The organism is Microbacterium telephonicum (genome assembly GCF_003651225.1).
Classification (GTDB): Bacteria; Actinomycetota; Actinomycetes; order Actinomycetales; family Microbacteriaceae; genus Microbacterium; species Microbacterium telephonicum.
On sequence record NZ_RCDB01000002.1, the window covers coordinates 266,678 to 281,831 of the forward strand.

The 15,154-nt window shown below is 73.0% G+C and carries 13 protein-coding genes; 7 read left to right on the plus strand and 6 right to left on the minus strand.

What is annotated here, in order from left to right:
* Positions 1-7: 7 nt before the first annotated feature.
* The 3 genes from C7474_RS06225 to C7474_RS06235 are packed head-to-tail and all read left to right on the plus strand — an operon-like array spanning position 8 to position 4,302.
* On the plus strand, positions 8-1,519 hold the full coding sequence (locus C7474_RS06225; protein ID WP_121058114.1) for a S1C family serine protease: 1,512 nt from the start codon (positions 8-10) through the stop codon (positions 1,517-1,519).
* 60 nt (positions 1,520-1,579) lie between these two features.
* Positions 1,580-2,833 carry a CDP-glycerol glycerophosphotransferase family protein gene (locus tag C7474_RS06230; protein WP_121058115.1) on the plus strand — a complete coding sequence of 418 codons (1,254 nt, stop codon included), beginning with the start codon at positions 1,580-1,582 and terminating at the stop codon, positions 2,831-2,833.
* On the plus strand, positions 2,830-4,302 hold the full coding sequence (locus C7474_RS06235; protein WP_121058116.1) for a CDP-glycerol glycerophosphotransferase family protein: 1,473 nt from the start codon (positions 2,830-2,832) through the stop codon (positions 4,300-4,302). The genes C7474_RS06230 and C7474_RS06235 overlap by 4 nt, the downstream gene beginning before the upstream one ends.
* A gap of 43 nt (positions 4,303-4,345) precedes the next feature.
* Here the strand turns inward: C7474_RS06235 and C7474_RS06240 are convergent, their stop codons facing one another.
* Positions 4,346-5,437: a glycosyltransferase family 2 protein gene (locus C7474_RS06240; RefSeq protein ID WP_121058117.1), complete on the minus strand. Its 1,092-nt coding sequence runs from the start codon at positions 5,435-5,437 to the stop codon at positions 4,346-4,348.
* A gap of 53 nt (positions 5,438-5,490) precedes the next feature.
* On the opposite strand from C7474_RS06240, the gene C7474_RS06245 reads away from it, so the two are divergent.
* The gene (locus C7474_RS06245; RefSeq protein ID WP_121058118.1) at positions 5,491-6,771 is read left to right on the plus strand and encodes a CDP-glycerol glycerophosphotransferase family protein; all 1,281 of its coding nucleotides are present in this window, start codon (positions 5,491-5,493) and stop codon (positions 6,769-6,771) included.
* On the opposite strand, the gene C7474_RS06250 is transcribed toward C7474_RS06245, so the two are convergent.
* The 4 genes from C7474_RS06250 to C7474_RS06265 form a co-directional block, all read right to left on the minus strand.
* Positions 6,763-8,043, minus strand: a complete 1,281-nt coding sequence (locus C7474_RS06250) for a maltokinase N-terminal cap-like domain-containing protein (protein ID WP_121058119.1) — start codon at positions 8,041-8,043, stop codon at positions 6,763-6,765. The genes C7474_RS06245 and C7474_RS06250 overlap by 9 nt on opposite strands.
* 85 nt (positions 8,044-8,128) lie before the next feature.
* The gene (locus C7474_RS06255) at positions 8,129-8,356 is read right to left on the minus strand and encodes a hypothetical protein (protein ID WP_121058120.1); all 228 of its coding nucleotides are present in this window, start codon (positions 8,354-8,356) and stop codon (positions 8,129-8,131) included.
* A gap of 4 nt (positions 8,357-8,360) precedes the next feature.
* On the minus strand, positions 8,361-9,278 hold the full coding sequence (locus C7474_RS06260; RefSeq protein ID WP_121058121.1) for a globin family protein: 918 nt from the start codon (positions 9,276-9,278) through the stop codon (positions 8,361-8,363).
* A gap of 61 nt (positions 9,279-9,339) precedes the next feature.
* The gene (locus tag C7474_RS06265) at positions 9,340-10,032 is read right to left on the minus strand and encodes a phosphocholine cytidylyltransferase family protein (protein ID WP_121058122.1); all 693 of its coding nucleotides are present in this window, start codon (positions 10,030-10,032) and stop codon (positions 9,340-9,342) included.
* A gap of 211 nt (positions 10,033-10,243) precedes the next feature.
* On the opposite strand from C7474_RS06265, the gene C7474_RS15440 reads away from it, so the two are divergent.
* Genes C7474_RS15440 through C7474_RS06280 form a run of 3 tightly spaced genes read left to right on the plus strand, consistent with a single transcriptional unit; the run spans position 10,244 to position 13,749 of the window.
* Positions 10,244-11,899 (plus strand): ATP-binding cassette domain-containing protein, encoded by a 1,656-nt coding sequence (locus tag C7474_RS15440; protein ID WP_338418397.1) that lies wholly within the window; start codon positions 10,244-10,246, stop codon positions 11,897-11,899.
* The gene (locus tag C7474_RS06275; RefSeq protein ID WP_121058123.1) at positions 11,875-13,437 is read left to right on the plus strand and encodes a hypothetical protein; all 1,563 of its coding nucleotides are present in this window, start codon (positions 11,875-11,877) and stop codon (positions 13,435-13,437) included. Before C7474_RS15440 ends, C7474_RS06275 begins: the two co-directional genes overlap by 25 nt.
* Before the next feature lie 45 nt (positions 13,438-13,482).
* Positions 13,483-13,749, plus strand: coding sequence for a DUF3039 domain-containing protein (locus C7474_RS06280; RefSeq protein ID WP_121058124.1), 267 nt, complete (start codon positions 13,483-13,485; stop codon positions 13,747-13,749).
* Positions 13,750-13,755: 6 nt separating this feature from the next.
* Here C7474_RS06280 and C7474_RS06285 read toward each other — a convergent pair whose 3' ends face one another.
* Positions 13,756-15,081, minus strand: a complete 1,326-nt coding sequence (locus tag C7474_RS06285) for a nicotinate phosphoribosyltransferase (protein WP_121058125.1) — start codon at positions 15,079-15,081, stop codon at positions 13,756-13,758.
* Positions 15,082-15,154 lie beyond the last annotated feature (73 nt).

Genomic DNA, 15,154 nt, shown 5'->3' on the forward strand with positions numbered 1-15,154 from the left:
AGCAGTCATGAGCGACACCGACAACACCCCCCGCGACGAGTCCGCCGCCGCCGGCGACCCCGCCGTGCAGCCGTCGCCGACCCCTGCCGCACAGCCCGCCGCCTCGGACGGCGCCATCCCGCCCCGCCCGCCGCTGCCTGCCGCGCAGACACCGGTGGATGCCGCCCCCGCGGCCCCCGTGCACGACTACGCGCCGTACACCGCGCCGCTCGCGCCCGCGTACCACCACACCCAGCCCACGCAGCCCTACGCGTCGACGAACGCGTTCGGGACGGCGCCGAAGGCGCCCGCCCAGACCGCCGAGGAGAACTCGGGCAAGGTCGGCGCCGGCAAGATCGTCGCGATCCTCGTCGCCGCCGCCCTCGTCGGCGGCGCCGCCGGGATCGGCGGTGCCGCGGCCGGGGCTTCGCTGTTCCCGACGGCCGGTTCCGTCGTCACGGCGGGACCGACGACGGTCACCGTCAACGACACCGACAAGGTGAACGCGACGACCGCGATCGCGGCGAAGGTCACGCCGAGCGTGGTCACCATCAGCGCGTCCGACGGCTCGTCGGGCGGCACCGGCTCGGGCGTCGTGCTCACCGACGACGGGTACGTCGTCACCAACACGCACGTCGTGACCCTCGACGGCGCGACCGGCGACGCCAAGCTCAGCGTCACCACCTCGGACGGCAAGGTGTACGCGGCGACGATCGTCGGCACCGACCCGACATACGACCTCGCCGTCATCAAGCTCACCGACGCGTCGGGACTCACCCCGGTGGAGTTCGGCGACTCGACGAAGCTCAACGTGGGAGACCAGACCGTCGCGATCGGCGCGCCCCTGGGCCTGTCGAACACCGTCACCACCGGAATCGTGAGCGCGCTGAACCGCTCGATCCAGATCGCCTCCTCCGCCGCGCCCGACACGCAGAGCGAAGACGGCGACGAGCAGGAGCAGGGCCAGGGCCAGTCGCCCTTCCAGTTCGACTTCGGCCAGGGCGAGCAGCAGCAGTCCACGTCGCAGGGCAGCATCTCGATCGCCGTCATCCAGACCGACGCCGCCATCAACCCGGGCAACTCGGGTGGCGCGCTCGTCGACGGCGACGGCAAGCTGATCGGCATCAACGTCGCCATCGCGTCGGCCGGCGGATCCTCCAGCGGCAGCCAGTCCGGCTCCATCGGCGTCGGCTTCTCGATCCCGTCGAGCGTCGTCGAGCGCGTCACCGACGAGATCATCGCGAACGGCGAGGCCACGCACGGTCTGCTCGGCGCGATGGTCGGCGACGCCGCCGCGCAGGAGGACGCCACCACCAGCGGCGCCTACATCAGCGAGGTCACCGCGGGCGGCGCGGCCGCCGAGGCCGGCCTGAAGAAGGGCGACGTCGTCACCGAGTTCAACGGGTACCCGATCACCGACGCCACCGACCTCACCGCGCAGGTGCGCGCCCTCGCCGGCGGCAGCGACGCGAAGGTCGTCTACACCCGCGACGGCAAGGCCGCCTCGACCGACGTGACGCTCGGCACGCTCGACCAGTGACATCGCCGCGCCGGTTTCGGCGCTGACGGACAGGACGCCACCCCGCGATAGGCTCGCAGGGTGGCGTCCTTCTCGTTCGGCGCGGGCAACGTCGCCAAGCTCGCGCGGATCCCGCTCTACGCCGCGGGGCGCCTGGTCACCCTGATCGTGCCGCGCACCCGCGACCGCTGGGTCTTCGGCTGCGCCGTCGGGGTCGCCGACGGCGCGCTCGCGCTGTGGGAGTGCGCCGTCGACACGCACGGCGCGCGCGCGGTCTGGCTGACGGCCGACGACGCGCAGGACGCCGTCGCCGCCGCGCGCGGCATCCCGACCGTCCGCCGCGATTCGCTGCGCGGGTTCTGGGCGACCACGCGCGCCCGCGTGGTCGTCGTGACGCACGGCTTCGGCGACGCCAACCGGTACGGTGCGGCCGGGGCGTTCGTCGTGCAGCTGTGGCACGGCATCCCGCTCAAGCGCATCGGGCTCGACTCGCCGGTGACGACACGCAGCCCGCTGCTGCCGCGCCTCACCGAGCCGCTGCTGCGGCGCCTCTACCGTCGCACGCAGCGCCGCATCTCGCTGCTCCCGGCCGCGTCGCACCTCGTGCGCGGGCGTCTCGAATCGGCATTCGCGCTGCCCGACGCGCGCGTGCCCGTGACCGGCGAGCCGCGCGTCGACGTGCTCTCCCGCGGCACGCCCGAGGAGCGCCGCGCCCGTGCGCGGGATCGCCTCCACGAGCTCGGCGGCACATCCGACGCCTCCTCGCGCGCGGTCCTCTACGCACCGACGTGGCGCGACGGCGCCGCCGATCCGGCCGTCCCGTCGACGTCGGACTGGGAACGCATCGACGCGCTGCTGGAGCACACCGACGCGACGCTCTGGGTGCGCTCGCACCCGCTCGGCGCCGGGGAGTACCGTACGTCGTCGCCCCGGGTGCGCCTGCTGGGCAGCGACGTCGTCGCCGACGTCACACCGCTGCTGCCCGCGTTCGACGTGCTCGTCACCGACTACTCCTCCCTCGTGTTCGACGCCTCGCTCGTGCCGCTTCCGACGGTGCTGCTCGCCCCCGACCTCGCCGCGTACGCCGCCGACCGCGGGTTCTACGGCACCTTCGACGAGGTGGCCGGCACGCCGGCCGCGTCCGACTGGCCGGCCGCTGTCGCGCAGCTGGAACGCGTGCTCACGGATGCCGACGAGCACGCGCGCCGGGTCGCGCACGCGCGGGCGCTCGACGCGCGCGTGCACGCGTTCCGCGACGGCGACAACACCGCGCGCGTCTACCGCGCGATCCTCGGCGGCCTCTCGCGCCGCCCCGCCCCGAAGGCAGGACGATGACCGCTCGCTTCGCCACCGCCGCCGACGGCGTCCCCGACGTCCTCGTGCTCAGCGGAACGGGGGACGCGCCGGCCACCGCGACCCTTCGCGGTGCCCGTGCGCACGTCGACGGGGCCATCGACGTCGACGGCGAGACCTGGACGGTGAGCGTGCCGCTCGCCGCGGCACGGTACGGGGGACCGACGTTGCCACTGCCGACGGGGGACTATCGACTCGACCTGCGCGGCGCCGACGGGACGGGGACCACCATCGCCGACGTGGTCCCGGTACGCCTGCTCGCCGGTGTGCGGGCCGGGCTGGAGGAGGGTGTCGTGCGCGTCGACCCTCCGGTCGACGCCGAGACGATGTCGTCCGCCGGGCAGAAGGCCGCCGAGGCGACGTACGCGGCGCGCACCGAGCCGCTGGAGAACGCGGTGTTCTTCGAGAGCTTCTACGGGCGCAATGCGAGCTGCAATCCGCTCGCGCTCGACCGCGAGATCGCGCGCGTCGCCCCCGCCGTCACCCGGTACTGGAGCGTCGTCGACCTCTCCGTCGCGGTGCCCGCCGGCGCGGTGCCCGTCGTCGAAGGATCGCACGCGTGGTGGCGGGCGCGCAGCACCGCGCGACTGCTCGTGGTCAACGACTGGCTGCGCCGGCGGTTCGTGCGCCGCTCGGGCCAACGCGTGCTGCAGACCTGGCACGGCACGCCGTTGAAGCGGCTGGCGCTGCACCGCCCCGGCTTCGACCCTCGACGTGCCGTCGCCATCGTCCGGGAGTCCCGCCGCTGGGACGTGCTGCTCGCCCAGAACCCCTACGCCGCGCGCATGCTGCGCCGGGCGTACGCGTTCATCGGCCGGCCGCTCTGGGTCGAGGGGTACCCCCGCAACGACGTTCTGCTGACCGGCGATCCCGCTCCGGTGCGGGCCGCGCTCGGCATCGGCGCCGACGAGCGCGTGCTGCTGTACGCGCCGACCTGGCGTGACGACCGCCAGACGATGGTCGACTTCCTCGACCTCGAGCGGCTCGCCGCGCGAGCGGACGCCGTCGTGCTCGTACGCGGGCATTCGCGGACACTCGCGCCGGGGGAGGACGTGTCCGGGACCTCCGCCACCGGCCCGCGGGTCGTCGACGTCACCGCCTACCCCGACATCGCCCGACTGCTGCTGGTCGCCGATGCGCTCATCACCGACTACTCGTCGGTCATGTTCGACTTCACCGTCACGGGGCGTCCGGTGTACTTCTTCGTCCCCGACGTCGCGCACTACCGAGGCGACCTGCGCGGCTTCTACTTCGATCTCGACGAGCGTGCCCCCGGCCCGGTCGTGGCGACGCAGGAGGAGCTGGAGTCCGCGCTGGCCGATGAGGGCACGGTAGGGCGCTTCTCCGAGCGCTACGCGCAGTGGCGCGCCCGCTTCAACGCCCGAGACGACGGGCGTGCGGCCGAGCGCGTCGTGGCGCGCATCCTCGACCAGGGATTCCTCGACCGCTGATTCCCGGGCCGCTGAGCGCCTTGTGCCGAACCCGCCGCGCGGATCAGGGGAGCGGGGTGTTGCGCGACAGTCGCGACGTGTCGACCGTCCCGTGCGCGCCGCGCAGGATGCCGCCCAGGAACCCGACGCCCCACGGCAGGTGCATCGAGGGCACGACGGCGAGCGTCCACAACCGATCCCGCCAGCCCGTGCCGCCTCCCCGCCCCGCGGCGATCGCGATCAGCAGGACGACGTAGGCGAGCAGCGGAAGATAGACCAGCGAGGAGATCAGCGCCGCAGGCCCGGCGAGCACTCCGACCGCCTGCAGGGCGCCGACGACGACGGCGGCTGCGAGCGCGACGACCAGCAGCGGCGGGGCGAAGAAGCGCAGCGAGTTGCGGCGGCCGAAGCGTCGGACCAGCTCGCCGCGCCACGTTCCGGTCGCATGGAACTGCCGCACGAGCCGGCTCCAGCTCTCGCGGGGCCAGTAAGTCACCGACAGTTCCGGGTCGAACCAGACCCGGTAGCCGGCGGCGCGGATGCGCAGGTTCAGCTCCCAGTCCTCGCCGCGGCGGATCGACTCGTCGAACAGCCCCACCTCCTCGAGGACGGCGCGCCGCATCACGCCGAGATAGGCCGACTCGGCCGGGCCCTCTGCGCGGGACCCGTGGTACGCACCGCCGCCGAGGCCGACGGGGGAGTTGTAGGCGCGCGCCACGGCGCGCTGGAAGGGCGTGCGCCCATCGGCGCGCATGACGCCGCCGACGTTGGCCGCCTTCACCCGCGCGAGGGTGTCGAGGGCGCGCGCGGTGTAGCCGGCGTCGAGTTCGGAGTGCGCGTCGACGCGCACGACCGTGGGGTAGCGCCCCGCCCGGATCGCCAGGTTGAGGCCCACCGGGATGTCGGCGGCGGGATTGTCGACGAGCCGCACACGCGGATCGGTCGCCGCGAGCTCCGCAGCGAGCGCATTCGTGCCGTCGCCGGACGGCGCCAGGGCGAGGATCACCTCGCGCGGTCCGTCGAACTCCTGCGCGAGCACGGCTCGGACGGAGCGGGCGAGGTAGGCGCTCTCGTTGAGCACCGGCATGACGAACGTCACGCCCGAACCCGCCGCGGGGACGGGCGCATCCCGTGAGGAGGGGTGCTCGTCGTGCATCCCTCGATCCTCGCACGCCGGGCGCTCCCGGACGTGCTCGGTAAACTGGCGGGATGGGAATCGTCGCGGACGCACGCAAAGCAGGAGCGCTCGTGCGCAAGGCGATCGCGAGTCGATCGGCCGTGCAGGACGTGCGTCGCAGGCTCGGCGAGAGCCCGCGGCATCCGTCGCACCACTACCGCGTCGCGGTGTACTTCGCCGACGGCGCCGTCAACATGTATCAGATGCGCCAGTGGTATCGCCCCCTGGCGGAGCTCGCGAAGATCCAGCCCGTCGTCGTGCTCAGCCGCAGCGCCACCGGCGCGCGTGCGCTGCTCGACGACGCGGCACTCCCGGTCGCGTTCGTGCCGACGGTGCGCGACCTCGAGCGTTTCATCGTCGACCAGGACATCCGCGTCGTGCTCTACGTGAACCAGAACACGCGCAACTTCCAGATGTTCCGATACGGGCGCCGCTGGCACGTGTTCATCAACCACGGCGAGTCCGACAAGATGTACATGACGACCAACCAGTTCAAGGCGTACGACTACGCCCTGATCGCCGGTGACGCCGCCCGCGAGCGTCTCGCCCGGGTGCTGTGGGGGTACGACCTCGACGCCCGCACGATCCCGATCGGTCGTCCACAGGCAGACCACTACTCCGGCACGCTGCCGTACGCCCCCGACGAGCGCACCGTCGTGCTCTATGCGCCGACGTGGGAGGGGGATCGTCCCTCCGCGCACTACGGGTCTATCCGCACCCACGGCGAAGCCCTCGCCGCCGCCGTGCTCGCCTCGCCCGCGCACCGCCTCGTCTACCGGCCGCATCCGCGATCGGGGGTCGTCGACGCGGAGTACGGCGCCGCGAACAAGCGCATCGTCGCGGCCATCGCCGCCGCGAACGCCGCCGACCCGACCGCCCGGCATGTGTACGACGACGGTCCCGAGCTGGGGTGGCAATTGGCCGCTGCCGACGTCGCCGTCGTCGACATCTCGGCGATGGTCTACGACCGCCTCGCCGCCGACAAGCCGCTCATGGTCACCCGGCCCGCCGACCCGGCCGCGATCGTCGACACCCACGGCTACCTCTCGGACGCGGAGTGGCTGACCTCGGCCGGGGCGGGGGAGATCCTCGCCGCCGTCGAGCGGGTGCTCTCCGATCCGGAGGCGCAGGGCCGCCTCGCCGGATGGGTGCGGCACTACTTCGGCGACACCGCGCCGGGCGCTGCCACCGCGCGATTCCACGCCGCGATCGACCGGCTCATGGCCGAGTGGGAGCAGTGCCATGCCCGCACGGTCGACGACGAGGACGACGCCGACGAGGCCGAACTCGCCGACGACGTCGCCTCAGCCTGAGGTCTGCCCCCGCCGTGCGAGGCGTTCGACGGCGGCCAGCGGGATGGCGATCCAGTCGGGGCGGTTGCGGGCCTCGTAGATGGCCTCGTAGACCGCTTTGTCGAGTTCGAACGCGTCCAGCAGCGGCCCGGTCGCCGGTGTGCCGGAGCGATCCTCGTAGCCGCCGAGGAACGCGCGCCGCGCGCTGAGCGCCCACTCCTCGACCGCAGGGACCTCGGGAAGGGCGCCGGCGATGTAGTCGAACGAGCGGAGCATCCCGGCGACGTCGCGGGCGGCGGCATCCGGTGCGCGACGCTCCGCGATCGGACGCAGCGGCTCGCCCTCGAAATCCAGCAGCACCCAGCCGCGGCCCGGCACCTGCAGCACCTGCCCGAGGTGGAAGTCGCCGTGGATGCGCTGCAGCGGTGGCCAGGCGATCCGAGTGGCACGCGTGTAGACGGCGTCGACGGCGTCCCGGTGTGCCGCCAGCTCCGGCACCTCGGCCATCGCGATGCGCAGACGCCGGTCCCACGCCGCGCGGATGGCGGCGCGCTGCGCGTCGTCGGCGGCGGCGATCGGGAACAGCCGCGCGAGGTCGGCGTGCACGTCGGCGGTGGCGGCCCCGAGGGCATGCGCCTGCGAGGTGAACGGCGTCCCGGCCGTCGCCGCCACGAGCGCGACGCGCCAGGCGTCCTCGACGTCGGGGAAGTACTCCTGCGCGAAGACCGCGGCACCGCGTTCATCCGGGCCGTCGACACCTGGCCGCCACATGGTCTCGAGATGGCCGACGACACGCGGCACGTGCGACGAGCCGGCCGCGCCGAGTGCCGTCTGCACCTCCACGTCGGGGTTCACGCCCGGCTGGAGGCGGCGGAACACCTTCGCGATGATCGGAACGCCACCGGCCGGGGCGTAGATCACCGACGTGTTCGACTGTTCGCCGGCGAGCACCGTGGCCGCGGCGGAGACACCGGGCAGCAACCGTGTGCTGACGGCATCCTGGTAGGCGCGGTCGTGTGGGCCGTCGACGAGCGTCGTGCCGTCCGCCAGGCGCCCGACGACGTTCTCGGCGGCGACGACCGCAGCCGTCGGACGTGCCACGATCGGCACCTGGTACACGACCACCGGGTCGGCCGCCTCGTCGACGACGACGTGGACGAGCACCCGCGCCGCGGGATCGGGGGACTCCAGGTCGTGCACCGCCGCCACGCGTAGATGCGGCCGGGTGCCCGTCGCCGAGTACCAGCGCTGGCGCGGCATCCATTCCGCCAGACACGCCACGGTGCTGTCCATCCTCCGATGGTAGGACCTCACGCGGTGACCGGGGCGCAGAGTGTCGACGGCGCGCGGCGGTGACGTCGGCGCGCGGGTGGCGACCTCAGCGCGTGGCGGTGCCGTCCTCGGTACAGTCCTCGCCGAGCGTCTCGGTGAGCAGCTCCTCGCGCAGTTCGATCGGCACCGACACCGAGGCGCCGGCCGCGAACAGCCCCAGATCGTCGTCGCCGGCATCCGCGAGCACTTCGGAAGGGGTGCGCGGCTCCCACGGTTCGGACGGCAGCCCCGCCCACTCCGTCGGCTCCTCGGGTCGTTGCTGGAAGATCCCCATGGGATCACTCTCCTCGGTCGTCGGACGTCTCGGTGTCGGCCTCGCCGCCGCGGGCTGCGCGTCGGCCCGGCAATGCCGCGGCCGCGCGTCGCCCGGTGCCGGCGATCGCCCCGCCCGCGCGGCGCACCGCGCGCACCGCCGAGTGCTCCAGGCGGGCGGCACCCGGCTTGGGCTCTAGTTCGGCGGGGTACGTGATCGGGGGCAGTCCGAACGCGCGATGCGCACCGACGACGACGCGGCGCCCGAGCAGGTGATTGCCGGTGCCGCCGACGGCGGCACCGATGCCGAAGGGCAGGGCCTTGCCGAGCACGGAGGCGCCGCCGGCGGCCGCGAAGCGCTTGAGGAACACGGCCTTCAGCCGGTCGACGAGCGGCCCGACGGCGGCGCGCGGCAGCGACTTCGTGACGAGATCGCCCCAGTACGCGGAGCGGGTCGCGCCCGACCCCGAGGCCTGCCGCGCCAGCTGCGAGACGAGATCGACGCCCTCCTTGCCGAGCATGAGCGTCAGCACGAGCGCCCGCGCACGATCCGGGTCCTCGACGCGGATGCCGTGCAGCTCGGCGAGCGACTGCGCATAGAGCGCCGTCGCCTCCAGGAATCCGACCGTCTCCACTCCGCTGAGGGCCAGGGTCACGCCGGTGCCGATACCCGGGACGACCGCGGTGGCCCCGACGGCGGCGCCGCCGGTCGTCACGGCGGTCAGATACCGGCGCTCCAGCATCCGCACGATCTGCGCTGTCGTGGCGTCGGGGTGACGCAGGCGGATGCTGCGCAGATGCGCGACGACGGCGGGACGCTGCACCGCGAGCACGCGGTCGAGCGCTCGGATGCCGAGGGGATGCTCACTCGAGCCCTCCGGAGGGAGTCCGCCCGTCCAGGGGGAGTCGTCCGGGAGGGAGTGGATGCGGTGGACCTTCGCCATGTCGGCTCGATCCTAGGCAGGGCCGCTGGGCGCGCGCTGTGACGCGCCGTCGGCATCCGGGTCAGACGAAGAGGTTGGCGCGCTCGAGGTCTTCGGCGAAGTCGACCTCGACGGCGTACAGGTCGGAGATGTCCAGCGGTGCCAGGCGCAGGCCGTTCTCGGCGATCGCGAGCTCGAGACCGCGCTCGAAGTAGTCCTGGTCGTCGACGCGCCCGAGCTGGGCGATGAAGGCCTTCTTGTCGGCGGCCGAGATGTAGTTGATGCCCACGGCCTCTCCGATGCCGCCGCGCACGGTCTTGGAGAGCTCCTTGATGAAGCCGTCCGCGTCGACGGTGTACTTGACCTCTTCGTCGCTGACCTTCGCGGTGTTGACGGTGACGAACGACTGGTCGCGCTCGATGAGGTCGATCGCGCGGCCGAGCACGCGCGGGTCGAAGACGACGTCGCCGTTCATCCAGAGCACGCCGCTCTTGCCGGTCGCCGCGAGGGCGCGCAGCAGGCTCTTGGAGGTGTTGGTCTGGTCGTAGCGGTCGTTGTACACGTAGTCGACGTGGGGGAACGCCTCGACGATGGTCTCGGCGCGGTAGCCGACGACGGTGGTGATGCGGGCGCTCTTGCCGAAGGCGGCACGGATGTTGTCGTGCTGCTGGCGCATGATCGAGCGGCCGTCGTTGAGTTCGGTGAGGGGCTTGGGCAGGCTGCGCCCCAGGCGTGAGCCCATTCCGGCCGCGAGGATGACGGTCTGAAGAGTCATGGGGAAAGCTCCTGGGTGAAGTTGTTCACTGTCGGTTTGACGAATGGACACCACTTCGTGCCGTTGTTCATGTTAGCCAGGGGGTGGCTGGGAACATTCGGAAAGTGCCCGGTAGTTGCCGATTCGTGACCTGGCGGCCCGTGGCGGGGAATGTGCGCAGAAGTGTCGCCCGGCCGGGCGTGGGGCCCGATCGACTTGCTACGTTGGACCGGTGACCGCCGCACTCCCCGCCCCGCAGGACGACTCGGAGCCGATCCGCGTCGTGCGCACGATCACGCCCCCGCCGCTGCCGGAGCGGTCGGCGGAGGATGCCGCATCCGAGGTGCGCGACCTGCCGCCGGTCCCGCCGCTGCCGGATGACGTCGCACCCGCGGCGACGCCTAAGCCGGTGGCCGCCCGCGCGCCGCGCAAGCCGCGTCCGAAGCGCCCACCCCGCCGTCCCGCCGCGCCCCCGGCGCCGGAGGCGACGGCCGTCGTCTCGGCGGCGGACGGGACGGAGACTCCCGTGCTTCCGCCGAAGCCCGCGGTCGACGCCGCCGCCGTCGCCGCCGCTCTCGCGACACCCGCACAGTCGGAGGCGCCGAGCGCGGATCAGGTGCCGGATGTCGCGCCCCTCGCCGAGGAGCCCGCTCCCGTCCCGCCGCGTCCCGCGCGTGCGCCGCGCAAGCGTCCCTCACGCGCCAAGCGGGTGGCGCCAATCGCCGTGCCGGTCGAGGCGGAGCTCCCGGACGAACGTGAAGATCCGGCCACGAGCGTCCCGGCGACCACGACCGAACCGGATGAGGTGGCCACGCCCGAGGCCGTCGCGGACCCGGCGCCCGACGTCGTCGCCGAACCCCAGGTCGAGGCCGTCAGCCCCGAGGTCGAGGTCCTCGTCGAACCCGAGCCCGACATCGTTCCCGAGCCGGAGCCCGACGTCTTCGCGGAACCCGAGTCCGAGGCCGTCGTCGCACCGGATTCCGAGTTCGTCCTCGAGCCGGAGCCCGACGTCGTCGAGCCGGAATCCGACGCTCCCGCCGAGGCCTCGTCCGCCCACGATGCCGCCGAGACCCTCGCCGATGAACTGCTCGATGACCTCGCCGATCCGGGTGCCGATGCGGACGTCGCGGCGTCCGCGGTCCACGTGCGCGGCCTCGTGAAGACCTTCGGCGACGCCGTCGCCGTCGACGGTGTCGATCTGACCGTGCCTGCCGGCACGTTCTACGGGCTCGTCGGCCCGAACGGCGCCGGCAAGACGACCACCCTGTCGATGATAACGGGCCTCCTGCGCGCCGACGCCGGCACGATCAGCGTCGCCGGGCACGACCTGACCTCCGACCCCGCCGGGGCGAAACGCCTCATGGGAGTGCTCCCCGACCGCCTGCGCACCTTCGATCGGCTCACCGGGCGGCAGCTCCTCCACTATTACGGCGTGCTGCGCGGACTGAAGTCGGCCGTCGTGGAGAGCCGCACGGCCGATCTGGCGCGGGCGTTCGACCTCGAGAGCGCGCTCGCGCGGCCCGTGTCCGACTACTCCGCGGGGATGACGAAGAAGGTCATGCTCGCCGGGGCGATGATCCATTCGCCGCGCGTACTGGTGCTGGACGAGCCGTTCGAGTCCGTCGACCCGGTCTCCAGCGCCGTCATCCTCGACATCCTCTCCGCCTACGTCGCCCACGGCGGCACGGTGATCCTCTCCAGCCACGGCATGGACCTCGTCGAGCGGGTGTGTCAGGGCGTGGCCGTCATCGTCGCCGGTCGGGTGCTGGCGGCGGGCACGGTCGACGAGGTGCGCGGCGGACGCACGCTGGAGGAGCGGTTCCTCGAACTCACCGGCGGCGCCGCCGACGTGGAGGGCCTGGAATGGCTGCACACGTTCTCCGGCTGAGGTTCGATCTGCTGCTCGGCGCCCTGCGCGGCGACGGACGGCGTCGTGCCCGCGGCGTCCTGTCCGCGCTCGGGCTGGCGGCTCTCGCCGTCCTCGTCAGCTGGGGGCTGCTGCGGCTGCGCGGCGCCGCCGACGAGACGGCGATGGTCGTGACGGTCGTCGCGGGCGCCGCCGTCGCGCTCGGGTTCCTCATCGCGCCGCTCGTGGTCGGTGCCGACGATCTCCTCGATCCGCGCCGGTTCGGCGTGTTCGGAGCCGAGCCCGCACCGCTCGCGTTCGCGCTGCTGCCGGCGGCGTTCGTCAGCGTGCCGGTCCTCGCCCTCGTCGTCGGCGCCGTCGCGTCCGCGCTCATGTGGACCGCACACGGCGTCGACGGCGTCGTGGCGGTGCTCTCGGCCGTCCTCGCCGTGGTGACCTGCGTGCTGCTGAGCCGCGTCGCGTTCGCCGTGTCGGCGCTCGTGCTGCGCGAGCGGCGCTCCCGCGAACTGACCGGACTGTTCCTCGTCGGCGTGCTGGTGATCGCGCTGCCGGTCGTCGTCTTCCTCGCGTCGCTGCAGTGGGGCGACGGCGTGCCCGTGCCCCTGGTCGCGGCGGTCGAGGTCCTCGCCGTCACTCCGCTCGGAGCGGCCTGGGCGCTCCCCGCGGGCGCTGTCGGGCTGGGCGGTGCCTTCGTGGTCGAACTGCTCATCGCGCTGGCCACGCCGCTGCTGCTGCTCGGCCTGTGGGTCTGGCTCGTGCGGCGTCTGCTCACGACCATCGAGCGGCCGCTCGCCCAGCGCGGGCGGCGCGGGCTCGGGTGGTTCGCGGTGATGCCGGGCACCGCGACCGGCGTCATCGCGGCGCGCAGCCTCACCTACTGGCTGCGCGACCCCCGATACCTCGTCAACATCGTCATCGTGCCGATCGCGGCGGTGATCACGATGGTGCCGTTGCTGGTCGTGGGCGTTCCGATCCCGGTGGCCGTGCTCGTGCCGGTGCCGCTGATGGCCCTGTTCCTCGGCTGGCTTCCCCACAACGACCTCGCCTACGACTCCACGGCGCTGTGGCTGCACGTGGCGGCCTCGGTGCGCGGCGCCGCCGATCGGGCCGGCCGCCTCGTGCCGATCGTCCTGCTGGCGGTGCCGCTGCTGGCGGTGACGATCCCGGTGGCGGTCGCGCTGCACGGCCAATGGTCGGTGTGGCCGGCGCTGGTCGGGGTGTGCGCGAGCCTGTTCCTCACCGGGCTGGGGCTGAGCTGCGTCTCCTCGGTGCTCGCGCCGTACGCCGCCTCCCGTCCCGGCGACGGCGCCTTCCAGCAGCCGCAGCGCACGGGCGGGGGCCTCGCGCAGGGCGTCGTCCTGGTCGCGGCGATCGTCCTGAGCGCCCCCACGCTGTGGGGCGGGTGGCTCGCGCTCGGCGGCGACGTCGACGCATCCTGGGCGACGCTGTGGACCGGCCTCGGTACGGGGGTCGTCGTCCTGGCCCTCGGCATCGCGCTCGGCGGGGTCGTGTTCCGGATGCGGTCGGGCAAGCTCATGGAGTTCGTCGAGTCGACCTGACCGACGCCGATCCGACGTCGGCACGCGCGGGTAGACTCGTCGTCCATGAGCACCCCGCTGGACAGCCCCGACCAGGGGGGCGTCGCCACCCTCGACCGCGAGCTCGAGGAGCTGCTGCGCGAAGAGCAGATCGAGCCGGGTGATCACGAGCGCTTCTCGCATTACGTGCGCAAGGAGAAGATCCTCGAATCGGCCATCACCGGCAAGCCGGTGCGCGCCCTGTGCGGCAAGAAGTGGACGCCCGGGCGCGACCCGGAGAAGTTCCCGGTGTGTCCCGCCTGCAAAGAGATCTACGAGTCCCTGCAGGGCTGAGCGCACTCACGCCCGATCGACGAACACCGTCGGCAGCGCCGGGTCGCCCTTGCTGAGGGCCAGCGCCCGGATGGGCAGTTCTTCGCGCACCTGTGCGTGATGGGTGCGGGCCGCCTGCACGCCCGCCGCGCCGACATGGGCGGCGTCGGTCTCACCCTCGGTGACCAGCGGCACCTGCAGGGCCCGTGCATCGGGGTGGGAGGCGGCGTCGTCGACCTCTTCGAAGCCGTCCGAGACGACGATGAGCTCGCTCGTCGCGGTGCCGCGCTCGAGCGTGCGGAACGCGGCTTTGCGGCCACCCGTCGACGCCTTGTCGGTCGACGCCTTGGCCACCGAGACCCACGATCCCGCGTCGTCCTGGCGGGCCACCAGCTTGTAGACCATCCCCGCCGTCGGGGTGCCCGAGCCCGTCACGACCGAGGTGCCCACGCCGTACGCGTCGACCGGGGACGCGGCCAGCGCGGCGATCGCGTACTCGTCGAGGTCGCTCGTGACGGTGATCTTCGTCTCGTGCGCGCCGAGGTCGTCGAGCAGCCCCCGTACGTACGCGGCCACCGTGGGCAGGTCGCCGGAATCCAGCCGCACCCCGCCGAGGCCCGTGCCGGCGACCGCGATCGCCGTCTCGACGCCGCGTCGGATGTCGTACGTGTCGACGAGGAGGGTCGTTCCGGTGCCGAGCGTGGCGACCTGGGCGCGGAAGGCGTCCTCCTCGCTGTCGTGCAACAGGGTCCAGGCGTGCGCGGCGGTGCCCATCGTGGGCACACCCCACGTGCGCCCGGCCTCGAGATTGCTCGTGGCGCCGAATCCGACGATGTGCGCGGCACGCGCCGCGGCGACGGCCGAGCGCTCCTGCGCACGCCGCGACCCCATTTCGGCGAGCGGCCGGTCGCCGGCGGCGATCGACATGCGCGCCGCCGCGGTCGCGACGGCCGAATCGTGGTTGAGGATGCTGAGGGCCACCGTCTCGAGGATGACGCCCTCGGCGAAGCCCGCCTCGACGGTGAGCACGGGGGAGCCGGGGAAGTAGAGCTCGCCCTCGCGATATCCGGTGACCGTGCCGGTGAATCGGTAGTCGGCCAGGAACGCCAGGGTGGCGGCATCCACGACCTTCTCGTCGTGGAGGAACCGCAGCTCGTCGTCGCCGAAGCGGAAGTCCTCGATCGCCTGGAGGAGGCGGCCGGTACCGGCGACGACCCCGAACCGGCGGCCGCCGGGCAGACGCCGTCCGAACAGTTCGAAGACGCAGCGCCGGGAGCCGGTGCCGTCGCGCAGCGACGCCTCGAGCATCGTGAGTTCGTAGCGGTCGGTCAGCAGCGAGGTCGCGTCTCCCATGTCGTCACCCTATCGGCCGTGGGAACGGCGCACCGGGGGGACGGCGTGCGGGCGGCGGGTAGGCTGGACGATC

Bases quoted from the DNA above. Each gene is read 5' to 3' on its own strand.
- C7474_RS06250 (WP_121058119.1), bottom strand. From the start codon at position 8,043: ATGGACAGCACCGTGGCGTGTCTGGCGGAATGGATGCCGCGCCAGCGC.
- C7474_RS06280 (WP_121058124.1), top strand. From the start codon at position 13,483: ATGAGCACCCCGCTGGACAGCCCCGACCAGGGGGGCGTCGCCACCCTC.
- C7474_RS06240 (WP_121058117.1), bottom strand. From the start codon at position 5,437: ATGCACGACGAGCACCCCTCCTCACGGGATGCGCCCGTCCCCGCGGCG.
- C7474_RS06260 (WP_121058121.1), bottom strand. From the start codon at position 9,278: ATGGCGAAGGTCCACCGCATCCACTCCCTCCCGGACGACTCCCCCTGG.
- C7474_RS06235 (WP_121058116.1), top strand. From the start codon at position 2,830: ATGACCGCTCGCTTCGCCACCGCCGCCGACGGCGTCCCCGACGTCCTC.
- C7474_RS06225 (WP_121058114.1), top strand. From the start codon at position 8: ATGAGCGACACCGACAACACCCCCCGCGACGAGTCCGCCGCCGCCGGC.
- C7474_RS06275 (WP_121058123.1), top strand. From the start codon at position 11,875: ATGGCTGCACACGTTCTCCGGCTGAGGTTCGATCTGCTGCTCGGCGCC.
- C7474_RS06255 (WP_121058120.1), bottom strand. From the start codon at position 8,356: ATGGGGATCTTCCAGCAACGACCCGAGGAGCCGACGGAGTGGGCGGGG.
- C7474_RS06285 (WP_121058125.1), bottom strand. From the start codon at position 15,081: ATGGGAGACGCGACCTCGCTGCTGACCGACCGCTACGAACTCACGATG.
- C7474_RS06245 (WP_121058118.1), top strand. From the start codon at position 5,491: ATGGGAATCGTCGCGGACGCACGCAAAGCAGGAGCGCTCGTGCGCAAG.
- C7474_RS06265 (WP_121058122.1), bottom strand. From the start codon at position 10,032: ATGACTCTTCAGACCGTCATCCTCGCGGCCGGAATGGGCTCACGCCTG.